Source organism: Parafrankia irregularis, assembly GCF_001536285.1.
Lineage (GTDB): Bacteria > Actinomycetota > Actinomycetes > Frankiales > Frankiaceae > Parafrankia > Parafrankia irregularis.
Window position 1 is genome coordinate 196,344 of the sequence record NZ_FAOZ01000011.1, and the last position, 16,556, is coordinate 212,899.

General features: G+C 69.4%; 12 protein-coding genes. 6 read left to right on the forward strand and 6 right to left on the reverse strand.

Features of this window, described 5'->3' with window-relative positions:
- Nucleotides 1-388: 388 nt before the first annotated feature.
- From AWX74_RS19105 to rpmH, 5 genes are all read right to left on the reverse strand, one after another.
- Nucleotides 389-988, reverse strand: a complete 600-nt coding sequence (locus tag AWX74_RS19105; protein ID WP_091278545.1) for a Jag family protein — start codon at nt 986-988, stop codon at nt 389-391.
- A 228-nt stretch (nt 989-1,216) separates the two neighbouring features.
- On the reverse strand, nt 1,217-2,665 hold the full coding sequence (gene yidC, locus AWX74_RS19110; protein WP_091278548.1) for a membrane protein insertase YidC: 1,449 nt from the start codon (nt 2,663-2,665) through the stop codon (nt 1,217-1,219).
- A gap of 12 nt (nt 2,666-2,677) precedes the next feature.
- Nucleotides 2,678-3,226 (reverse strand): membrane protein insertion efficiency factor YidD, encoded by a 549-nt coding sequence (yidD, locus tag AWX74_RS19115; RefSeq protein ID WP_091278551.1) that lies wholly within the window; start codon nt 3,224-3,226, stop codon nt 2,678-2,680.
- Nucleotides 3,223-3,588 carry a ribonuclease P protein component gene (gene rnpA, locus AWX74_RS19120; RefSeq protein ID WP_091278554.1) on the reverse strand — a complete coding sequence of 122 codons (366 nt, stop codon included), beginning with the start codon at nt 3,586-3,588 and terminating at the stop codon, nt 3,223-3,225. Before rnpA ends, yidD begins: the two co-directional genes overlap by 4 nt.
- A gap of 33 nt (nt 3,589-3,621) precedes the next feature.
- Nucleotides 3,622-3,759 carry a 50S ribosomal protein L34 gene (rpmH, locus tag AWX74_RS19125; protein ID WP_006538619.1) on the reverse strand — a complete coding sequence of 46 codons (138 nt, stop codon included), beginning with the start codon at nt 3,757-3,759 and terminating at the stop codon, nt 3,622-3,624.
- Nucleotides 3,760-4,669: 910 nt separating this feature from the next.
- On the opposite strand from rpmH, the gene dnaA reads away from it, so the two are divergent.
- Entirely contained in the window at nt 4,670-6,217 is a 1,548-nt protein-coding gene (gene dnaA / locus AWX74_RS19130) for a chromosomal replication initiator protein DnaA (RefSeq protein ID WP_091278557.1), read from the forward strand.
- Nucleotides 6,218-6,833: 616 nt separating this feature from the next.
- Here dnaA and AWX74_RS40085 read toward each other — a convergent pair.
- Nucleotides 6,834-7,007 carry a hypothetical protein gene (locus AWX74_RS40085; RefSeq protein ID WP_165615686.1) on the reverse strand — a complete coding sequence of 58 codons (174 nt, stop codon included), beginning with the start codon at nt 7,005-7,007 and terminating at the stop codon, nt 6,834-6,836.
- Between the two features lie 1,114 nt (nt 7,008-8,121).
- Between AWX74_RS40085 and dnaN the strand changes: the two genes are divergently transcribed.
- The 5 genes from dnaN (at nt 8,122) to gyrA (ending at nt 16,471) form a co-directional block, all read left to right on the forward strand.
- Entirely contained in the window at nt 8,122-9,282 is a 1,161-nt protein-coding gene (gene dnaN, locus AWX74_RS19135; RefSeq protein ID WP_091278559.1) for a DNA polymerase III subunit beta, read from the forward strand.
- A 1-nt stretch (nt 9,283) separates the two neighbouring features.
- Nucleotides 9,284-10,585: a DNA replication/repair protein RecF gene (recF, locus tag AWX74_RS19140; protein WP_091278562.1), complete on the forward strand. Its 1,302-nt coding sequence runs from the start codon at nt 9,284-9,286 to the stop codon at nt 10,583-10,585.
- Between the two features lie 376 nt (nt 10,586-10,961).
- Nucleotides 10,962-11,309 carry a DciA family protein gene (locus tag AWX74_RS41375; protein WP_006538615.1) on the forward strand — a complete coding sequence of 116 codons (348 nt, stop codon included), beginning with the start codon at nt 10,962-10,964 and terminating at the stop codon, nt 11,307-11,309.
- A gap of 324 nt (nt 11,310-11,633) precedes the next feature.
- On the forward strand, nt 11,634-13,712 hold the full coding sequence (gene gyrB, locus AWX74_RS19150; RefSeq protein WP_091278564.1) for a DNA topoisomerase (ATP-hydrolyzing) subunit B: 2,079 nt from the start codon (nt 11,634-11,636) through the stop codon (nt 13,710-13,712).
- 245 nt (nt 13,713-13,957) lie between these two features.
- Nucleotides 13,958-16,471 (forward strand): DNA gyrase subunit A, encoded by a 2,514-nt coding sequence (gene gyrA, locus AWX74_RS19155; RefSeq protein ID WP_091278566.1) that lies wholly within the window; start codon nt 13,958-13,960, stop codon nt 16,469-16,471.
- Nucleotides 16,472-16,556 lie beyond the last annotated feature (85 nt).

The window sequence follows — 16,556 nt, forward strand, 5'->3', positions numbered from 1 at the left end:
GATCAGCCAGGCTCGCGAGAACCGCGAGAACCGCGGGTGCTGAGAGGGGGCGTCGGCCGTGGTGCCGGCGGCGGGAGGTGCCGCGGCCGTTGCGGACGACGGCGACGCCGTGGGAGGAGCTGTTGCGGCAGCGGGAGGACTGGCCGGCGCCGACGGCTTCACCGCCTTGGGCGAGATGGCCGGTGCCTGTGCCCGTGGCGGAACCACCCGTGCGCCTCCCGATCGCCTCGCTGTGCAGCCGGGATCGGGAATCCGCTGACCTGCCGGCGTGTGCCGCAGGTTCCGCCGCTCCACGCCCGCGCACGAACCAGGTCCGCGCGCGGGCGTCACGTCACGCAGGGATCACGCGGCCGAGCCCGGGAAAGCCCAGCCGACGCTACACGCGAGGTCAGTCGGGCAGGACCACGACCCGACGGCTGGGCTCCTCGCCCTCGGACTCGCTGTGCACACCGTCGATCGTGGCGATCACGTCGTGCACGACCTTGCGCTCGAACGGGGTCATCGCGGCCAGCTTCCGAGGCTCGCCGGTGTCGAGGACCTTGCGTGCCGCCGAGGTCGCGACCTTGCGCAGCTCCACCCGCCGACGAGCGCGATGCCCGCCCACGTCGAGCATGAGCCGGCTGCGGACACCAGTCTTCTGCAGCACCGCGAGCCGGGTCAGCTCCTGGAGAGCCTCAAGGGTCTCGCCGCCGGTGCCGATCAGCTTGTCCAGGCCGTCCCCGACGACGGCGACGACCGCTCGCCCGCCTTCGACGTCGAGGTCGAGGTCGCCGTCCATGTCGACGATGTCGAGCAGACCCTCGATGTAGTCCGCGGCGATCTCGCCTTCCTGCTCCAGGTCGGCGATGCGGCGCTCACCGCCACCCGCGGACCCCGACCCGCCGGTCGCCGCGGCCGAGTCGGTCACGGCCTCGTCGGCCCCGGCCGCAGGGCTGTCCTCGTTGGCCTCGGGTTCTTCCACGGCGAGGTCAGGTGCCGAACCGGTCATCAGCGTTACTCCAGGGGAAAGTGGGCGGCGATGCCGACAGTACGGCACGTCCGACCGCCGCGGGGTCAACGCGACGTTGGCGGGGCGCTGCCTCTTCGGACGTTCCGTGTCGTCCCGGCCTGACTGCCCGGACGATGCTCAGGGATGGGCGCAGGACCGGTACCCGGCCAGGTCGCCCAGCGGCGGCCGCGACCGGATTCGCACGCACTAGCGGCGACCGCCGGCCCATCAGCGACGCCCGCCCGGCCGCTTGCCCTTTCCGCGACGCTTGGCGGGGCGAGATCCACCGGGAGCCCGCCGCGCGCCGGCGGGGACGGGGGCCTGGGACGACCGGGAAGCGGCAGCGGCATCCGAATCGGCGACACCGTTACGAGAGGTTCCCGCCGACGCCGACGCCGAACCAGACTTGCTGTCACCCACGCCGTCGACGATGCCGTTCTTCGCGCCCGACGTCTCGCCGGCCGCGGCCGCGGTCGGCGACGAGACGGCCCCACCGGTGCCCGCCGCACCGCCCTTCGTCAGGCGGCCCTTGCCACTGCCTCCACCGGCACCGGCACCGGCACCGGACGAATCAGCCTTCGTCTGGCCGCCCTTGGCGGCAGCGGGCTTCGCCGAGCCGTTGCCGGCCGCGGCACCGGACCTGGAGCGGGTTCCGGGGGGAGCCTTCGACGGGCGGCTGCCCGGCCGAGGCGCGTCGGTTCCAGCACCCGAGCCGCTTGCCGCCGCGTCCGCTGTGGACTGCGCTGCCCGGGCCCCGAGGCTCTTCGACTTCGCTCCCGCGCGGGCACCGGGGGCCGGCCGGGCGCCGGGCGCCGGGCGGGAAACCGTCGTGCCGTCCGTGGTGGCCGTGCGTGCCCCGGGAACCCGGCCGCCGGCGGCGAGCGGCTGGATCGGCGGCATCTTCCTGATGACGAAGAACTGCTGGCCGAGGCTCCACAGGTTGGTGGTCAGCCAGTACAGCAGGACGGCGATCGGGAACCGGAATCCGAAGATCGCCAGCATGAGCGGCGAACCGTACAGCAGGATCTTCTGGACCATCGCCTGCTGCGGGTCGACCGCGGTGCCGGCACGGTTCATGATCTGCCGCTGGGTCAGGAAGGTCGTCACGCCCATCGTGACGATCAGCACGACCGCGAGGATCTTCGTGTGCATCCCGTTGGCGCCGAGGAAGTCCAGGAAGTCCGGCGACGACGTGAACTTGCTCGACAGCGAAATGCCCCACAGCTTCGCCGTGGCGATCTGTTCGACCTGATCGGCGGACAGCCCGACCCGGGGCCGCCAGACCAGAGAGCCGCCCGGGCCCTCGTTCATCGGCGCCAGGTGCGTGAAGACGTGGAACAGCGAGATGAACAGCGGGATCTGCAGGAGGATGGGCAGACAGCCGAGCAGTGGATTTCCGTGCTCCTTCTGGAGCTTCATGATCTCCAGCTGCATCTGCTGCTTGTCGTGCCCGTACTTCTCCTTGATCTCCTTGATGCGCGGCTGCATCATCTGCATCGTCCGCTGGGACTTCACCTGCTTGACGAACAGCGGGAAGATCAGGATGCGGACGCAGATGACGAGCAGGATGACCGACAGCGCCCAGGCGAAGAAGCTGTCCCTGCCGAAGATCGGCCCGAAGCCCTTGTGGAAGAAGACGATCGCGTTTGCCGCGAGATGGTAAAGCGGATCCAACACCTGTCTGTCTCCTCACACCCGCGTTCCGCGACGGGAACCGACGATCTCGGAACGCGTCCCCCCTAGCGGGGACGCGGTGCGATGCCCGGGCCCGGCAGCGGCCCGGGCGACATCCGCCCGGGCGACATCCGCCCGGCCGACGTCCGTTGCCCGGTCGATGCCCGTCGGGCTCGGGGCCGCAGGACCCCTGCCAGGGCTGCCAGCGCCACCGGACCCAACACCTGGCACCGGGTCGTAGCCGCCAGCCGACAGCGGCTGGCAACGCAACAGCCGACGGAGGGCCAACAAACCACCGACGACGCCACCGTGCCGCCGCAGAGCGGTCAGGGCATAGGCGCTACAGGACGGCTCAAACCGGCAGCAGCCCGCGTTCCGCGCCGACCAGCCGGCGCGGTACAGCCGGACCAGCGCCGTGAGAGCCCACGCGAGAGGCCCACGGACCGCCTGGTCGGAGGTCCGGGCCAGGGTGGGAAATCTCCTGGCGGTGATCGGCGCGGCGAACACAAGGTCGACGAGTGCCATCAGGACCACCAGGATCCCCGCGTACCGGGCCACGCTCATCCGAAGCGCGCCGATCGTGGGGACCGGCCGGAACGAACCGTGCCGAAGGCCGAGTCGAGCGATCGACCCAGATCTGCCGACGTCGCGGTCGCCGCTTCAGGCAACGCTCGAACCAGAACCGCGGTTCCCGGCGGTAGCAGAGGCAGCCGGGACCGGGTCTGTTCGCGAAGACGCCGACGGACACGGTTACGAACCACCGCGTTACCGACACGCCGCCCTACGACAAAGCCCGCCCGGGGTGGACTGTCCACATCGGTGTGCATGCTGTGGACAACGATTGACCCCGCCCGAATACGCCGGCCGGACCGCCCGAGGATGGCGTGGTCCGTCTTCGTACGTACTCGCGAGCCCCGGGGGAGCATGGCTGGACGGCGGCAGGCGCGTTGGTTCCGCCGTCAGGCGGAGAGCTCGTTGCGGCCCTTACGGCGGCGACCGGACAGGATGGCGCGGCCGGCGCGGGTCCGCATCCGGAGCCGGAACCCGTGGGTGCGGGCCCGCCGGCGGTTGTTCGGCTGGAAGGTGCGCTTGCTCACGTGAGGACTCCGGAGACACAGACGGCGGGACACCGGCGTGGATTGCCGGCCATGACTGACGCCTCGGCTACGGGGCGCGGACCTGGGTCGCCGACCGGCCGGACCCCCTGTGCGGAGGGTGCCTTTCGCCAAAACCCAACATCCGGGAAGCCAGGCCCCATGGCACCGAGGTACGTGATGTCACCGAGGTACGTGGGAGCCGACCGTCGCCGTGGTTCTCCCTAGCCTACACACGATGCCACCATCGCCGGGTCCGTCCTGACCGTAGGCCACGGTCCCGTCGCCGCCGGGCAGTCGCGGGGGGATCGCAGGGAGGCCCGAATCCCGCTCCAAGGACCGGGCTGTTAACGTTTGGTGCTCTGTCCGTGCCGCCGTCACCTCCGTCCGCGAACCGCCTGCCCTCCACGAAGCGCACGGAGGCTGTAGGTGGCAGCACCGTCACCACCCGCTCGTCGGCGCAACGCACTCCGTGGCTTCCCGTCTGTCGTCCAGTTTGTGGCCCTGCCGGCGATGCCACGCCCGATGCGGTGTCATGTCCATGCACAGGTTGTGGACGACGATGTGGAGAACTCTTCTCGGAGGATGCTGTGTGCCGCCGGCAGTGGACGCCGCATCGCCGCCAGGGGCGACGCAGACCCGGGTACGGCCGACCCGGGTACGGCCGACCCGGGTACGGCCGACCCGGGCGCGGTCGGCCCGGGGAGCGAACCGACCGCGTCGCTGCCGGGATCCACGCCCGCCGATCACCTCGGCGGGGTCGTCCTGCCGACACTTCCGACGATTACCCACACAGGACGGCTACCAGAGACACCACGGGTCACACTGCCAGTCAGAGTCAGTCAGCGACTTCGGCTACCTACGGTCGTGTCATCCCTCCGAACAGCCACGAAGAACCACGAGGAGCCCCGCAGTGACCGACCTCAGCGCCGATTCCGTCGCAGGTCTGCCGTCCCGGGGAGCCACACCGCCGTCAGATCCCGACCTGTCGGCGGTGTGGGAGCAGGCTGTCGCGGGCGTTGCGGACGGTGCGCTGTCGGCACAGCAGCGGGCGTGGCTGAGACTGACCCGCCCACTCGGCCTGGTGCAGGACACGGCGCTGCTCGCCGCTCCGAACGAGTTCACCAAGGACCTGCTCGACTCGCGGCTGCGGCCGTTCCTGTCCACGGCCCTGTCCAGAGCCTATGGACGCGAGATCCGGGTCGCGGTCACCGTGGAGCACACACCGGACCCCGAGCCGATGACCGGACCACTCATCCGCCCCGCCACCACCGCGGACCTGACCCATCACCTGATGGGCGGGGGGTCCGGCACCGCGCTGGACGAGGGTGCCGACAGCGTCGACGGTGCCCGGGTCGACGGGCCCGCGCCCGGCAGGGTTTCGCCAGGTCTTGGCCGTGATCCGTCCCCGAGGCCGTCCGAGCCGGCCCGGCTCAATCCGCGCTATCTGTTCGAGACCTTCGTCATCGGTGACAGCAACCGGTTTCCTCACGCCGCCGCGGTCGCGGTCGCGGAGGCTCCCGCGAAGGCCTACAACCCGCTGTTCATCTACGGTGACTCCGGGCTCGGCAAGACTCACCTGCTGCATGCGATCGGTCACTACACGGTCAAGCTCTACCCGGAGAGCAGGATCAAATATGTGAGCATGGAGGAGTTCACCAACGACTTCATCGCCTCGATCCGCGACGACCGGCAGCTCGCCTTCCAGCGTCGTTACCGGGATATCGACGTCCTCCTGGTCGACGACATCCAGTTCCTGGAGAACAAGGAGCGGACGCAGGAGGAGTTCTTCCACACCTTCAACGTCCTGCACGACACCGAGAAGCAGATCGTCATCAGCTCCGACCGCTCGCCCAAGCAGCTGGCGGCGCTGGAGGACAGGCTGCGCAGCCGGTTCGAGTGGGGGCTGATCACCGACGTCACCCCGCCCGACCTGGAGACCCGCATCGCGATTCTCTCCAAGAAGGCGGCGACCGAGCGGCTGCCGGTGCCACCGGACGTCCTCGAGTACATCGCGACCCACATCGAGCGGAACATCCGCGAGCTCGAGGGCGCGCTCATCCGGGTCGCGGCGTTCGCCAGTCTGAACAAGTCGCACGTCGACCGCACGCTGGCCGAGATCGTCCTGCGCGATCTCATCCCCGACGCCGCGAACCCCGAGATCACCGCGGCAGCGATCATGAACGCCACCGCCGCGTACTTCGGGATCTCGATGGATGACCTCTGCGGTACTTCACGCAGCCGGGTGCTGGTCACGGCCCGGCAGATCGCGATGTACCTGTGCCGGGAGCTGACCGACCTGTCACTGCCCAAGATCGGCCAGCACTTCGGCGGGCGCGACCACACAACGGTCATGCACGCGGACCGAAAGATCCGCGGTCTGATGGCCGAACGACGCGCCATCTACAACCAGGTCACCGAGCTGACCAACCGGATCCGCGCGCAGGCTCGGCACGCCTGATCCGCTGTCCACCGGCCGCGGTGGAACCGTGTCCGCTCCTGCCCTCGTCGACAGGATCCTGAGGATCTCGATCGTTCCAGAGCCTGCCGACGAAGATCGCGCCGACCAAGATCCCCAGATCCTGATCGGCGCCACCGGCGCCTCGCGGCTCACGGCTCGCGGCTCGCGGCTCGAAGAGTGGAGGATTTTGGTCGTCCCAACGACCAAAATCCTCCGCTCTTGCCCGACAGCAACCGTAGCCCGAGGCTGGGGCTACGCCAGAGGCCCTTGAACGACCGAAATCCCGAATTTCTCACCCTCCGGCTTCTCAAGCTCCAACCGTTGGGGTGGTTCGGTCGGCGGGCGCCTCGCCACCCAGGCGAACCACTCAATGCGCCGGTACTTCGGACAAATCGCAATCGGGAAGCCCCGGGTCACCCTGGATGGATTCTCGGAACCGGTTCACCGGGCCCACGAGGGTCGATTCCTTGAAATGTGACGCCCCCGGTCGGTCGCCGGGTGAACGACTACGGCCAACCCACACGTTCCTTCGCGCATGTCCCTGCCGACATGTTTCTTTGCAGGGCATCCCTGTTCGACCTTCCCTCCGCCAAGGCCGCCCCGGCACGCGGCCAGCTCAGGCCATAGGTGCGGACGTCCCGGCCGGGTCGACCAGCCGGCCGATGTCCGGGTAGCTACCAGCTGTCGAGCGCTGCACGCCCCGGGCATGCGCTGCGACCGAGGCGTCCGGGCAGTGGGCCAGCCGGGTGCTCAGATGCCGCGGCTTGGGATGCGGACGTGGGCGCGCCATCTGCCCCGCCGCCATCTGCCCCGCCGCGCGTCCACCTCCTCGGGTGCCGTCGCCACCTGCCCGGGTGTCATCGTCCGCGCCCGAGGCATCCACTGGTTACCCAAGTGGAAACAACTCACCAATGAAGTGTTAATTCCCTATATCGGGTGAATCTGATCAGAGGCACCTGAACGGGTCCCTCTGCCGTGATGTCGGGTTCGACCCGCAGGCGCCGTGGTCTTCCCAGGCCGACTCCGCATCGATCGGCTCAAGGGACCACTGTGGCCTTTACCCACACCTTGTGGAGAAGGCTGTGGATAAGTAGCAATTCCCGCCTCTGTGCACAGGGCGGGAGCGGACGTCGGGATGTCCATGGGCGCCAGAAGCCTGGGGACAGTGGCCTCCAAACCTGTGGGTAGCCAGTGGATGAACATGTGTACAGACTGTGTGTAGCTGAGGGAAGGCTGTGGAGTCGATCGAGCCCTGGGGATAAGTACCTTGATCATCCACACCTCCACCCCCAGGATGCACACAGGGTCACAGGGGCTCTGAGCTGGGAAAACAGCGGTTTTCCACAGTTTCCACAGCCCCTACTACTACGACGAACCAAATTTCTTCCAGGAGAGATCAAAAGCTCGAAGCAGTAGGGCCTGGGGATGAACGCCCAGAAGCGATCTTGATGTGGTCCCCGACCTTCAGGGCACGCATGCGCACGTACGACGCGGACGAGGTCGTCACGGAAAGTGCCCGGGTCGAACCAGGTAGCGTGTCGGTGCCGAACCGCAGGTCGGATCTGCCCTGACCCTCGACCGCCGAAACCAGCCACCAGCGCCACCGGGCTGCTCGCACCGATCGAGTGCGTGGGTGGTGACGCGTGATGAGGGGATGCGTCCTGGCCGACACCCGTCTTCGGTGCTCGGCCAGGTGTGCCACCCTCGGAACACAGACCGCTCGTCATCCGCCGGTCCGGCTCTGGGATGCTGGATGGGCTCAGGCCCGACACCGTGGTCGTTCGGCACCCGTCTCCGGGTGCGGCGCGATCCGGGCGGCCGGCGCTGGGTGGCTCAACCGGTGATGTCAGGTTCCGCGGCTCGCCGTGGCTACGGCAGGCGTGGAACGACGGGAGGACGTGTCCATGAAGTTCCGCGTGGAACGGGACGAATTCACCGATGCGGTGGCCTGGACGGCGCGAACCCTGCCGAGCCGGGCAACCACCCAGCTGCAGGTGCTTGCCGGCCTGTTGCTCGACGCGACTGGTCCGGCGCTGAAGGTGGCCGCCTTCGACTACGAGGTCGCCGCACAGGGCGAGGTCGACGCCACCGTCACCGAAGAGGGCCGTGGCCTGGTCAACGGCAAGATGCTGGCGGACATCACCCGCTCACTGCCGGCAGCCCCGGTCGACGTCAGCGTGGATGGCACGAGGCTCGTCGTCGTCTGCGGCAACGCACGGTTCGCGCTGCCGATGCTGCCCGTCGACGACTACCCGACCCTGCCCCCGATGCCGGAGATCACCGGCCACATCGAGGGTGCCGCGTTCGGGAGCGCGGTCGCGCAGGTCGCGGTCGCCGCCGGGCGTGACGACACGCTGCCGGTCCTCACCGGCGTTCGGCTCGAGATCGACGGGGACACGCTCACCCTCGCCGCGACCGACCGGTACCGCCTCGCCGTTCGCACGCTCAAGTGGCGGCCCGCGACGCCGGACGCCTCCGGCGTCGCGCTGGTTCCGGCTCGTACCCTGCTCGACACCGCGAAGTCGCTGTCCGGCACCGGCGTCGAGGTGGCGATCGCGCTGGGAACCGGTCCGTCGGGGGAGACCCTGGCCGGCTTCGCGGGTAACACCCGCCAGACCACCACCCGGCTGCTCGAGGGCACGTTCCCGCCGTACCGCAAGCTGCTGCCCGACAGCTCACCGCTGATCGCACAGCTGGAGATCGCGCCGCTGACCGAGGCCGTGAAGCGGGTGGCCCTCGTGGCGCCCCGCACCGCTCCGGTGCAGCTCACGTTCACGCCCGATCACCTCGTCCTCGAGGCGGGCACGGGCGGCGAGGCCCAGGCGTCCGAGACGCTGCCGGTGACCTACGACGGCCCTGAGCTCACGGTCGCGTTCAACCCGACGTACCTGCTGGACGCACTCGGCGCGCTGGAGTCCGACATCGTCCGGATCGGTTTCGCCAGCGACGAGGACCCCGCGCTGGCGGCGAACAAGCCCGCGATCCTCACGGGCAAGGGCGGCGACGACCAGACCGAGATCCCCGACTATCGCTACCTGCTGATGCCCATTCGCCTCAACGGGTGACGTGCATCTAACTCACCTGTCCCTGACTGACTTCCGGTCCTACCCACGGCTCGATCTGGTTCTGGAGCCGGGAGTCACGACGTTCGTTGGTTCGAACGGCCAGGGAAAGACGAATCTGATCGAAGCGATCGGATTCGTCGCCACGCTGGGTAGTCATCGGGTGGCGACGGATGCTCCGCTTGTGCGAGAGGGAACCACGCAGGCGGTCGTCCGGTCACGCATCGTGCGCGGTGACCGAGCGGCGTTGGTGGAGATCCAGATCGTGCCGGGGAAGGCGAACCGGGTGCGGCTGAACCGGGCACCGGTGCCACGGGCTCGCGACGTCGCCGGGCTGCTGGCAACGGTGCTCTTCGCGCCGGAGGACCTGGCCCTGGTGAAGGGCGATCCAGCCGAACGGCGTCGGTTCCTCGACGAGCTGCTTGTCGCCCGCTCGCCGCGCATGGCCGCCGTCCAGGCGGACTACGAACGGGTGCTGAAGCAGCGGTCCGCGCTGCTGCGAACCGCCGGTGCGGCGCGTCGATCCGGCGGCCGGGGCGATCTGAGGACGCTTGACGTCTGGGACGGTCATCTCGCAGACCACGGCGCGGAGCTGCTTGCGGCCCGTCTCGCGCTGGTCGAGGAGCTCAGGCCACGGGTGCGCAGCGCCTACGCGGCGGTCGCCGGCGAGGACTCGCCCACCGACGTCGACTACCGCTCGACGGTCCCATACCGGGCGATACCCGACCGGACGGCAGCCACCGGCCACACCGACTCGGGCATCGAGCTCGCTCCGGGTGCTCCCGACGTGTCGTCCGCGCCGACGGATCAGGCGGTCGGGCCGGCTCCGAGCGCAGGGCAGGCCGAAGGCGCCGAAGGCTCGGACGAGACGCGGCCCGGCGGTCGGCCCAGCCGTTCGGATCTGCGGGCCGAGCTGGCCGAAGCCATCCTGACCGGGCTGGCCGCGGTCCGCTCCCAGGAGATCGAACGCGGGGTCACCCTGGTCGGGCCGCATCGCGACGACCTCCTGCTGTCGGTGAAGGGGCGGCCGGCCCGGGGCTACGCGAGCCATGGCGAGTCCTGGTCGCTGGCGCTGGCGCTGCGGCTGGCCTCCTATGACCTGCTCCGAGCCGACGACCGGGAGCCTGTGCTGCTGCTGGACGACGTGTTCGCCGAGCTGGACGTCCGACGACGGGCCCGGCTCGCCGCCCTCGTCGCGCCGGCCGAGCAGGTTCTGGTGACCGCGGCGGTTGAGGCGGACGTCCCCGCCGAGCTGGCCGGGGTGCGGTTCGAGGTGAGCTCCGGGGAGGTGCGTCGTGTCGGCTGACCAGTTCGGTGCGGCAGGGTCGTCATCGCCGCCGCCTTCACCGGCAGAGCCGCCCGCGGGGCCGGCGCCGGCATCGGGTCCGACCACGGCTTCGGGCGCGGACCCGTCCACCGCGCCGGCTTCGGTGGCGCGGGGCGCCGACCTCGCGCGCGAGATGCTGGCCCGGGCGAAGCGGGACGCCCGCGCGCGTGGCCAGGGTCGCCCGGGCACGTCGTCTGGTCGAGGCGCCGGTAACGGCGTTGGTGCCGATGCGGAGACCGGTGCGGGTGCCGGCGGGCACGACACCGGTCGGCGGGGGCGGGAAAGTTCTGGTGATCCGCCGCCGAGGCCGCGGCTGCCGGGTATCGCAGCACCTGGTCGCGACTGGCGGACGCCGATGGTGGTCGGTTCGTCGATCGCCCGCCTTGTCGCGGAACGTGGCTGGCAGAGCCGGGCCACGGACGCATCGGTGCTGGCCCGGTGGGATGTCCTCGTCGGCCCGGACATCGCCGCACACTGCTCGCCGGTCTCGCTGCGTGACGGCGAGCTGGAACTGGTCGCGGAGTCGACGGCCTGGGCCACCCAGCTGCGGATGCTTTCCAGGCAGATTCTCGGGATCCTTCGCAAGGAGCTGGGACCGCACGTCGTCCGCCGGATCACGGTGCGGGGCCCGGCCGCGCCCTCCTGGAATCACGGCGGTATGTCGACCAGCGGTGGGCGCGGCCCGCGGGATACATACGGATGACACCTCATACCCCGTCCGGTCTCTCTCTGTAATCCCGCGCTGTCTCTGTATCCCGCGCACCCCCGGATGTCCCGTCGATGCGGGCCTCGCCGGCCGCAGTGAGGAGACCTCCTGCCGGCGAACGGATCGCGAGTGACTGTCGCGGTGACCTCGGTGGCCGGTCGCAGATGGACGCAAGACCTCAGGGTGCGTGGAGCCGGTAGGGGGCCACAGCCGACCGGAGTTCGGGGCCCAGCGCACAGCTGAGACGGCACCTTGCGTCCGTTACGACGGGTTGCCGGGTAGACTGAGGAATACTTCCGTCAGAACGAGGGGACCTGCCGCGTGGCCTACGACGCTAGTTCGATCAAGGTTCTCGAGGGTCTCGACGCAGTACGCAAGCGCCCCGGCATGTACATCGGTTCCACCGGGGAGCGGGGCCTGCACCACCTTGTCTACGAGGTTGTGGACAACGCGGTGGATGAGGCCCTCGCCGGCTACTGCGACACGATCACCGTGACCCTGCTGGCCGACGGCGGCGTACGTGTCACCGACAACGGCCGAGGCATTCCGGTCGGCGAGCACCCCGTCAAGAAGATTCCCACCGTGGAACTCGTGCTGACCACCCTGCACGCCGGAGGAAAGTTCGACGGCCAGGCGTACGCCGTCTCCGGCGGCCTGCACGGTGTGGGTGTCAGCGTCGTGAACGCCCTCTCCACCCGGCTCGACGTCGCCGTCGAGACCGACGGCCACTCCTGGTTCCAGCCCTACGTGGCATCCCGCCCCGCGGCGCCGCTGGCGAAGACCGGAACCTCGAAGAAGACCGGCACGACGATCTCGTTCTGGGCCGACCCGACGATCTTCGAGACCACCACGTACAAGTACGAGACGCTTTACCGGCGCCTGCAGGAGATGGCCTTCCTGAACAAGGGCCTGTCCATCACCCTGCGCGACGAGCGGAGCGCGGCCGCCAAGAACCCGGCGCTGGCCGCGAAGGCCGCCGAGGCCGCCGAGGCGGCGGCCGCGGCGGGTGAGGCCGAGACATCCGCGGCCGAGACCGGCTCCGTGGAGGCGAGCAGCGCCCAGACCGCGGCGGTGGAGGAGGTGACCGAGCCGGTCGAGGTCACCTTCAAGTACGACAACGGCCTGGTCGACTTCGTCGGTCACCTCAACGCGACCAAGGACGCCGTCCACCGCAGCGTGATCTCGCTGGAATCCAAGGGCACGGGTATCGAGGCCGAGCTCGCGATGCAGTGGAACTCCGGCTACAACGAGTCGGTCTACACCTTCGCGAACACGATCAACACCCACGAGGGCGGAACCCACGAAGAGGGGTTCCGGGCGGCGCTCACCAGCGCGGTCAACGCCTACGCCAAGGATCAGAACCTCCTGAAGCCGGTCAAGGCCGGCTCCAAGAACACCGACGAGCGGCTCTCCGGCGACGACATCCGGGAGGGCCTCACCGCGATCATCTCGGTGAAGCTCGCGCAGCCCCAGTTCGAGGGCCAGACCAAGACGAAGCTCGGCAACACCGAGGCCAAGAAGTTCGTCCAGGAGATGTGCTACGCGGCGCTCAAGGACTGGTTCGAGGTCAACCGGACCGAGGCCCGCGCCATCGTCAGCAAGGCGCTGGACGCGCAGCGGGCTCGCATCGCCGCGCGGCAGGCCCGCGATCTGACCCGCCGCAAGGGCCTGCTCGGCGGGACCGGCCTGCCCGGCAAGCTCTCGGACTGCCAGTACACCGACCCGGAGCGGTGCGAGCTCTACATCGTCGAGGGTGACTCGGCCGGCGGCTCGGCCAAGGGTGGGCGGGACTCGAAGTTCCAGGCCATCCTGCCGCTGCGCGGCAAGATCCTGAACGTCGAGAAGGCCCGTATCGACCGGGTTCTGAAGAACACCGAGGTCCAGGCGCTCATCCAGGCGCTGGGTACCGGCATCCACGACGACTTCGACATCGCCAAGCTGCGCTACCACAAGATCGTGCTGATGGCGGACGCCGACGTCGACGGCCAGCACATCCGCACCCTGCTGCTCACCCTGCTGTTCCGGTTCATGCGCCCGCTGGTCGAAGCCGGGCACGTCTTCCTGGCACAGCCCCCGCTCTACAAGATCAAGTGGGGTCGTGAGGACTGGGAGTACGCCTACTCCGACCGCGAGCGTGACGGCCTGCTGGAGCGGGGTACCGAGGCTGGGCGCAAGCTGCCCAAGGACGCGATCCAGCGCTTCAAGGGTCTCGGCGAGATGAACGCCACCGAGCTCTGGGACACCACCATGGACCCGGACCGGCGGATCCTGCTCCAGGTGACCCTGGACGACGCCGCCGTCGCCGACGAGCTGTTCTCCGTCCTCATGGGCGAGGACGTCGACGCGCGCCGCAGCTTCATCCAGCGCAACGCGAAGGACGTGCGCTTCCTGGACATCTAGGCCAGTTCGCCGGTGGGGTCCGGGCGCTGGCCGGGCCCGCCGACCCCGTCCGGCGGCTGGTGGCACTGATCCGGCACTGAGCTGGACTCCCGCACCGAGCTGGACCGATCTGAAACCGATCTGATCCCGGCGGATCCGCGAGTGAGCGGCCCGCGGACGCCAGGGGACGGACCGGGCCACTCCCCACGGCCCGGTGCCCGGCCCGCACCCGCCGACTCATCGCTCCCACTGCCTGGAAGGACCCCGTGGTCGACGTCCTACCCCCGCCCCCCGGCGACCGCATCGAACCCATCGGCATCGAAGTCGAGATGCAGCGGTCGTACCTCGACTACGCCATGTCCGTCATCGTCGGCCGTGCCCTGCCGGAGGTGCGTGACGGGCTGAAGCCCGTCCACCGCAGGGTTCTGTACGCCATGTACGACGGTGGTTACCGGCCGGACCGGGGGTACTTCAAGTGCTCCCGCGTCGTCGGTGACGTCATGGGTAACTACCACCCGCACGGTGACTCGGCGATCTACGACACGCTCGTCCGGCTGGCCCAGTCCTGGTCGCTGCGTTACCCGCTGGTCGACGGCAACGGCAACTTCGGTTCGCCGGGCAACGACCCGCCGGCCGCCATGCGGTACACCGAGGCCCGGATGGCCCCGCTGGCCATGGAGATGCTGCGCGACATCGACCAGGAGACGGTCGACTTCGCGCCGAACTACGACGGTCGCTCGCAGGAGCCGCTGGTCCTGCCGAGCCGGTTCCCGAACCTGCTCGTCAACGGCGCCGGCGGCATCGCGGTGGGCATGGCGACGAACATCCCGCCGCACAACCTGGTGGAGGTCTCCAAGGGCGTGCAGTGGGCGCTCGACCACCCGGACGCCACCCCCGAGGAGCTGCTGGAAGCGCTCATCGGCATCATCAAGGGCCCGGACTTCCCGACCTACGGTCTGATCGTCGGCCGCAACGGCATCGAGGACGCCTACCGCACCGGTCGCGGCAGCATCCGGATGCGCGCGGTCGTCAACGTCGAGGAGAACAAGGGCCGTACCCAGCTCGTCGTCACCGAGCTGCCGTACCAGGTCAACCCGGACAACCTCGCCGAGAAGATCGCCGAGCTGGTCCGCGACAACAAGATCACCGGGATCTCGGACGTCCGCGACGAGACGTCCGCGCGCATCGGGCAGCGGCTCGTCATCGACCTCAAGCGCGACGCCGTCGCCAAGGTCGTGCTGAACAACCTCTACAAGCACACCCAGCTGCAGGACACCTTCGGTGTCAACATGCTGGCGATCGTCGATGGTGTGCCCCGCACCCTGCGGCTCGACCAGATCATCTCGTACTACGTCGAGCACCAGATCGAGGTCATCGTCCGGCGGACGCGCTACCAGCTGCGCAAGGCGCGTGAGCGGCTGCACGTCCTCGACGGCCTGCTCATCGCGCTCGACCACCTGGACGAGGTCATCGCCCTCATCCGTAACGCCGAGTCGGCGGACGTCGCCCGCGGCCAGCTCATGGAGCGGTTCTCCCTCTCCGAGATCCAGGCCACCGCGATCCTCGACATGCAGCTGCGCCGCCTCGCCGCCCTGGAGCGCCAGCGGATCATCGACGAGGCCGCGGAGCTGCGGGCGAAGGTCTCCGAGCTCGAGGCCATCCTGGCCTCACCGGCCCGGCAGCGCGAGATCATCGGCCAGGAGCTGGCGGAGATCGTCGAGAAGTACGGCGACGAGCGGCGCACCCGCCTTGTGCCGTTCGAGGGCGACATGTCCGTCGAGGACCTCATCGCCCGCGAGGACGTCGTCGTCACCGTCACCCGCGGCGGCTACGCCAAGCGCACCAAGACCGACCTCTACCGCTCGCAGAAGCGCGGCGGCAAGGGCGTGCAGGGCGCGGCGCTGCGCGAGGACGACATCGTCGAGCACTTCTTCGTCACCACGACCCACCACTGGCTGCTGTTCTTCACGAACAAGGGGCGGGTCTACCGGGCGAAGGCGCACGAGCTGCCCGAGCAGGCCCGCAGCGCCAAGGGGCAGCACGTCGCGAACATCCTCGCGTTCAGCCAGGACGAGCGGATCGCCGAGGTGATGGCGATCCAGGACTACGACGCCGCCCCCTACCTGGTGCTCGCGACCAAGCGGGGCCTGTGCAAGAAGACGGCGCTGACCGACTTCGACTCCAACCGCGCCGGCGGCCTGGTCGCCATCAACCTGCGCGACGACGACGAGCTGATCTCGGCGCGCCTCGTCGCGCCGGGCGACGATCTTCTGCTGGTCAGCCGCAACGCGCAGTCGATCCGGTTCCACGCCGACGACGAGCAGCTCCGCCCGATGGGGCGGGCCACGTCCGGCGTGATCGGCATGCGGTTCGACGACTCGGACGAACTGCTCTCGATGGACGTCGTCGTGCCGGAGACCACCGCGGACCTGCTGGTCGCCACCAGCGGCGGCTACGCGAAGCGGACACCGCTCGCGGAATACCCCGTCCAGGGGCGGGGCGGCAAGGGGGTTCTGACCGCCAAGATCGTATCAACTCGGGGTGGTCTGGTCGGAGCGCTCGTCGTCGCACCGGACGACCAGCTCTACGCCATCACATCCAACGGCGGTGTGTTGCGTACCGTGGCGAAGGATGTCCGTCGGGCACAGCGGCAGACCATGGGCGTACGGCTCATCGACCTGGAGGCCGGTGTGCAGGTCGTCGGTGTGGCGCGCAATGCTGATGCCAACGACAGTGACGGAAGCGGCGAGAATGCGGGGTCGGACGGGCCGGCCACCTGAGTTCGGCGATCCGGCGGCCTGACGGCCACGTCGCGCGTCGTCGGCGCCAGCCAGGACTGCCGACGGGCAGGTCCCACGTGCGACC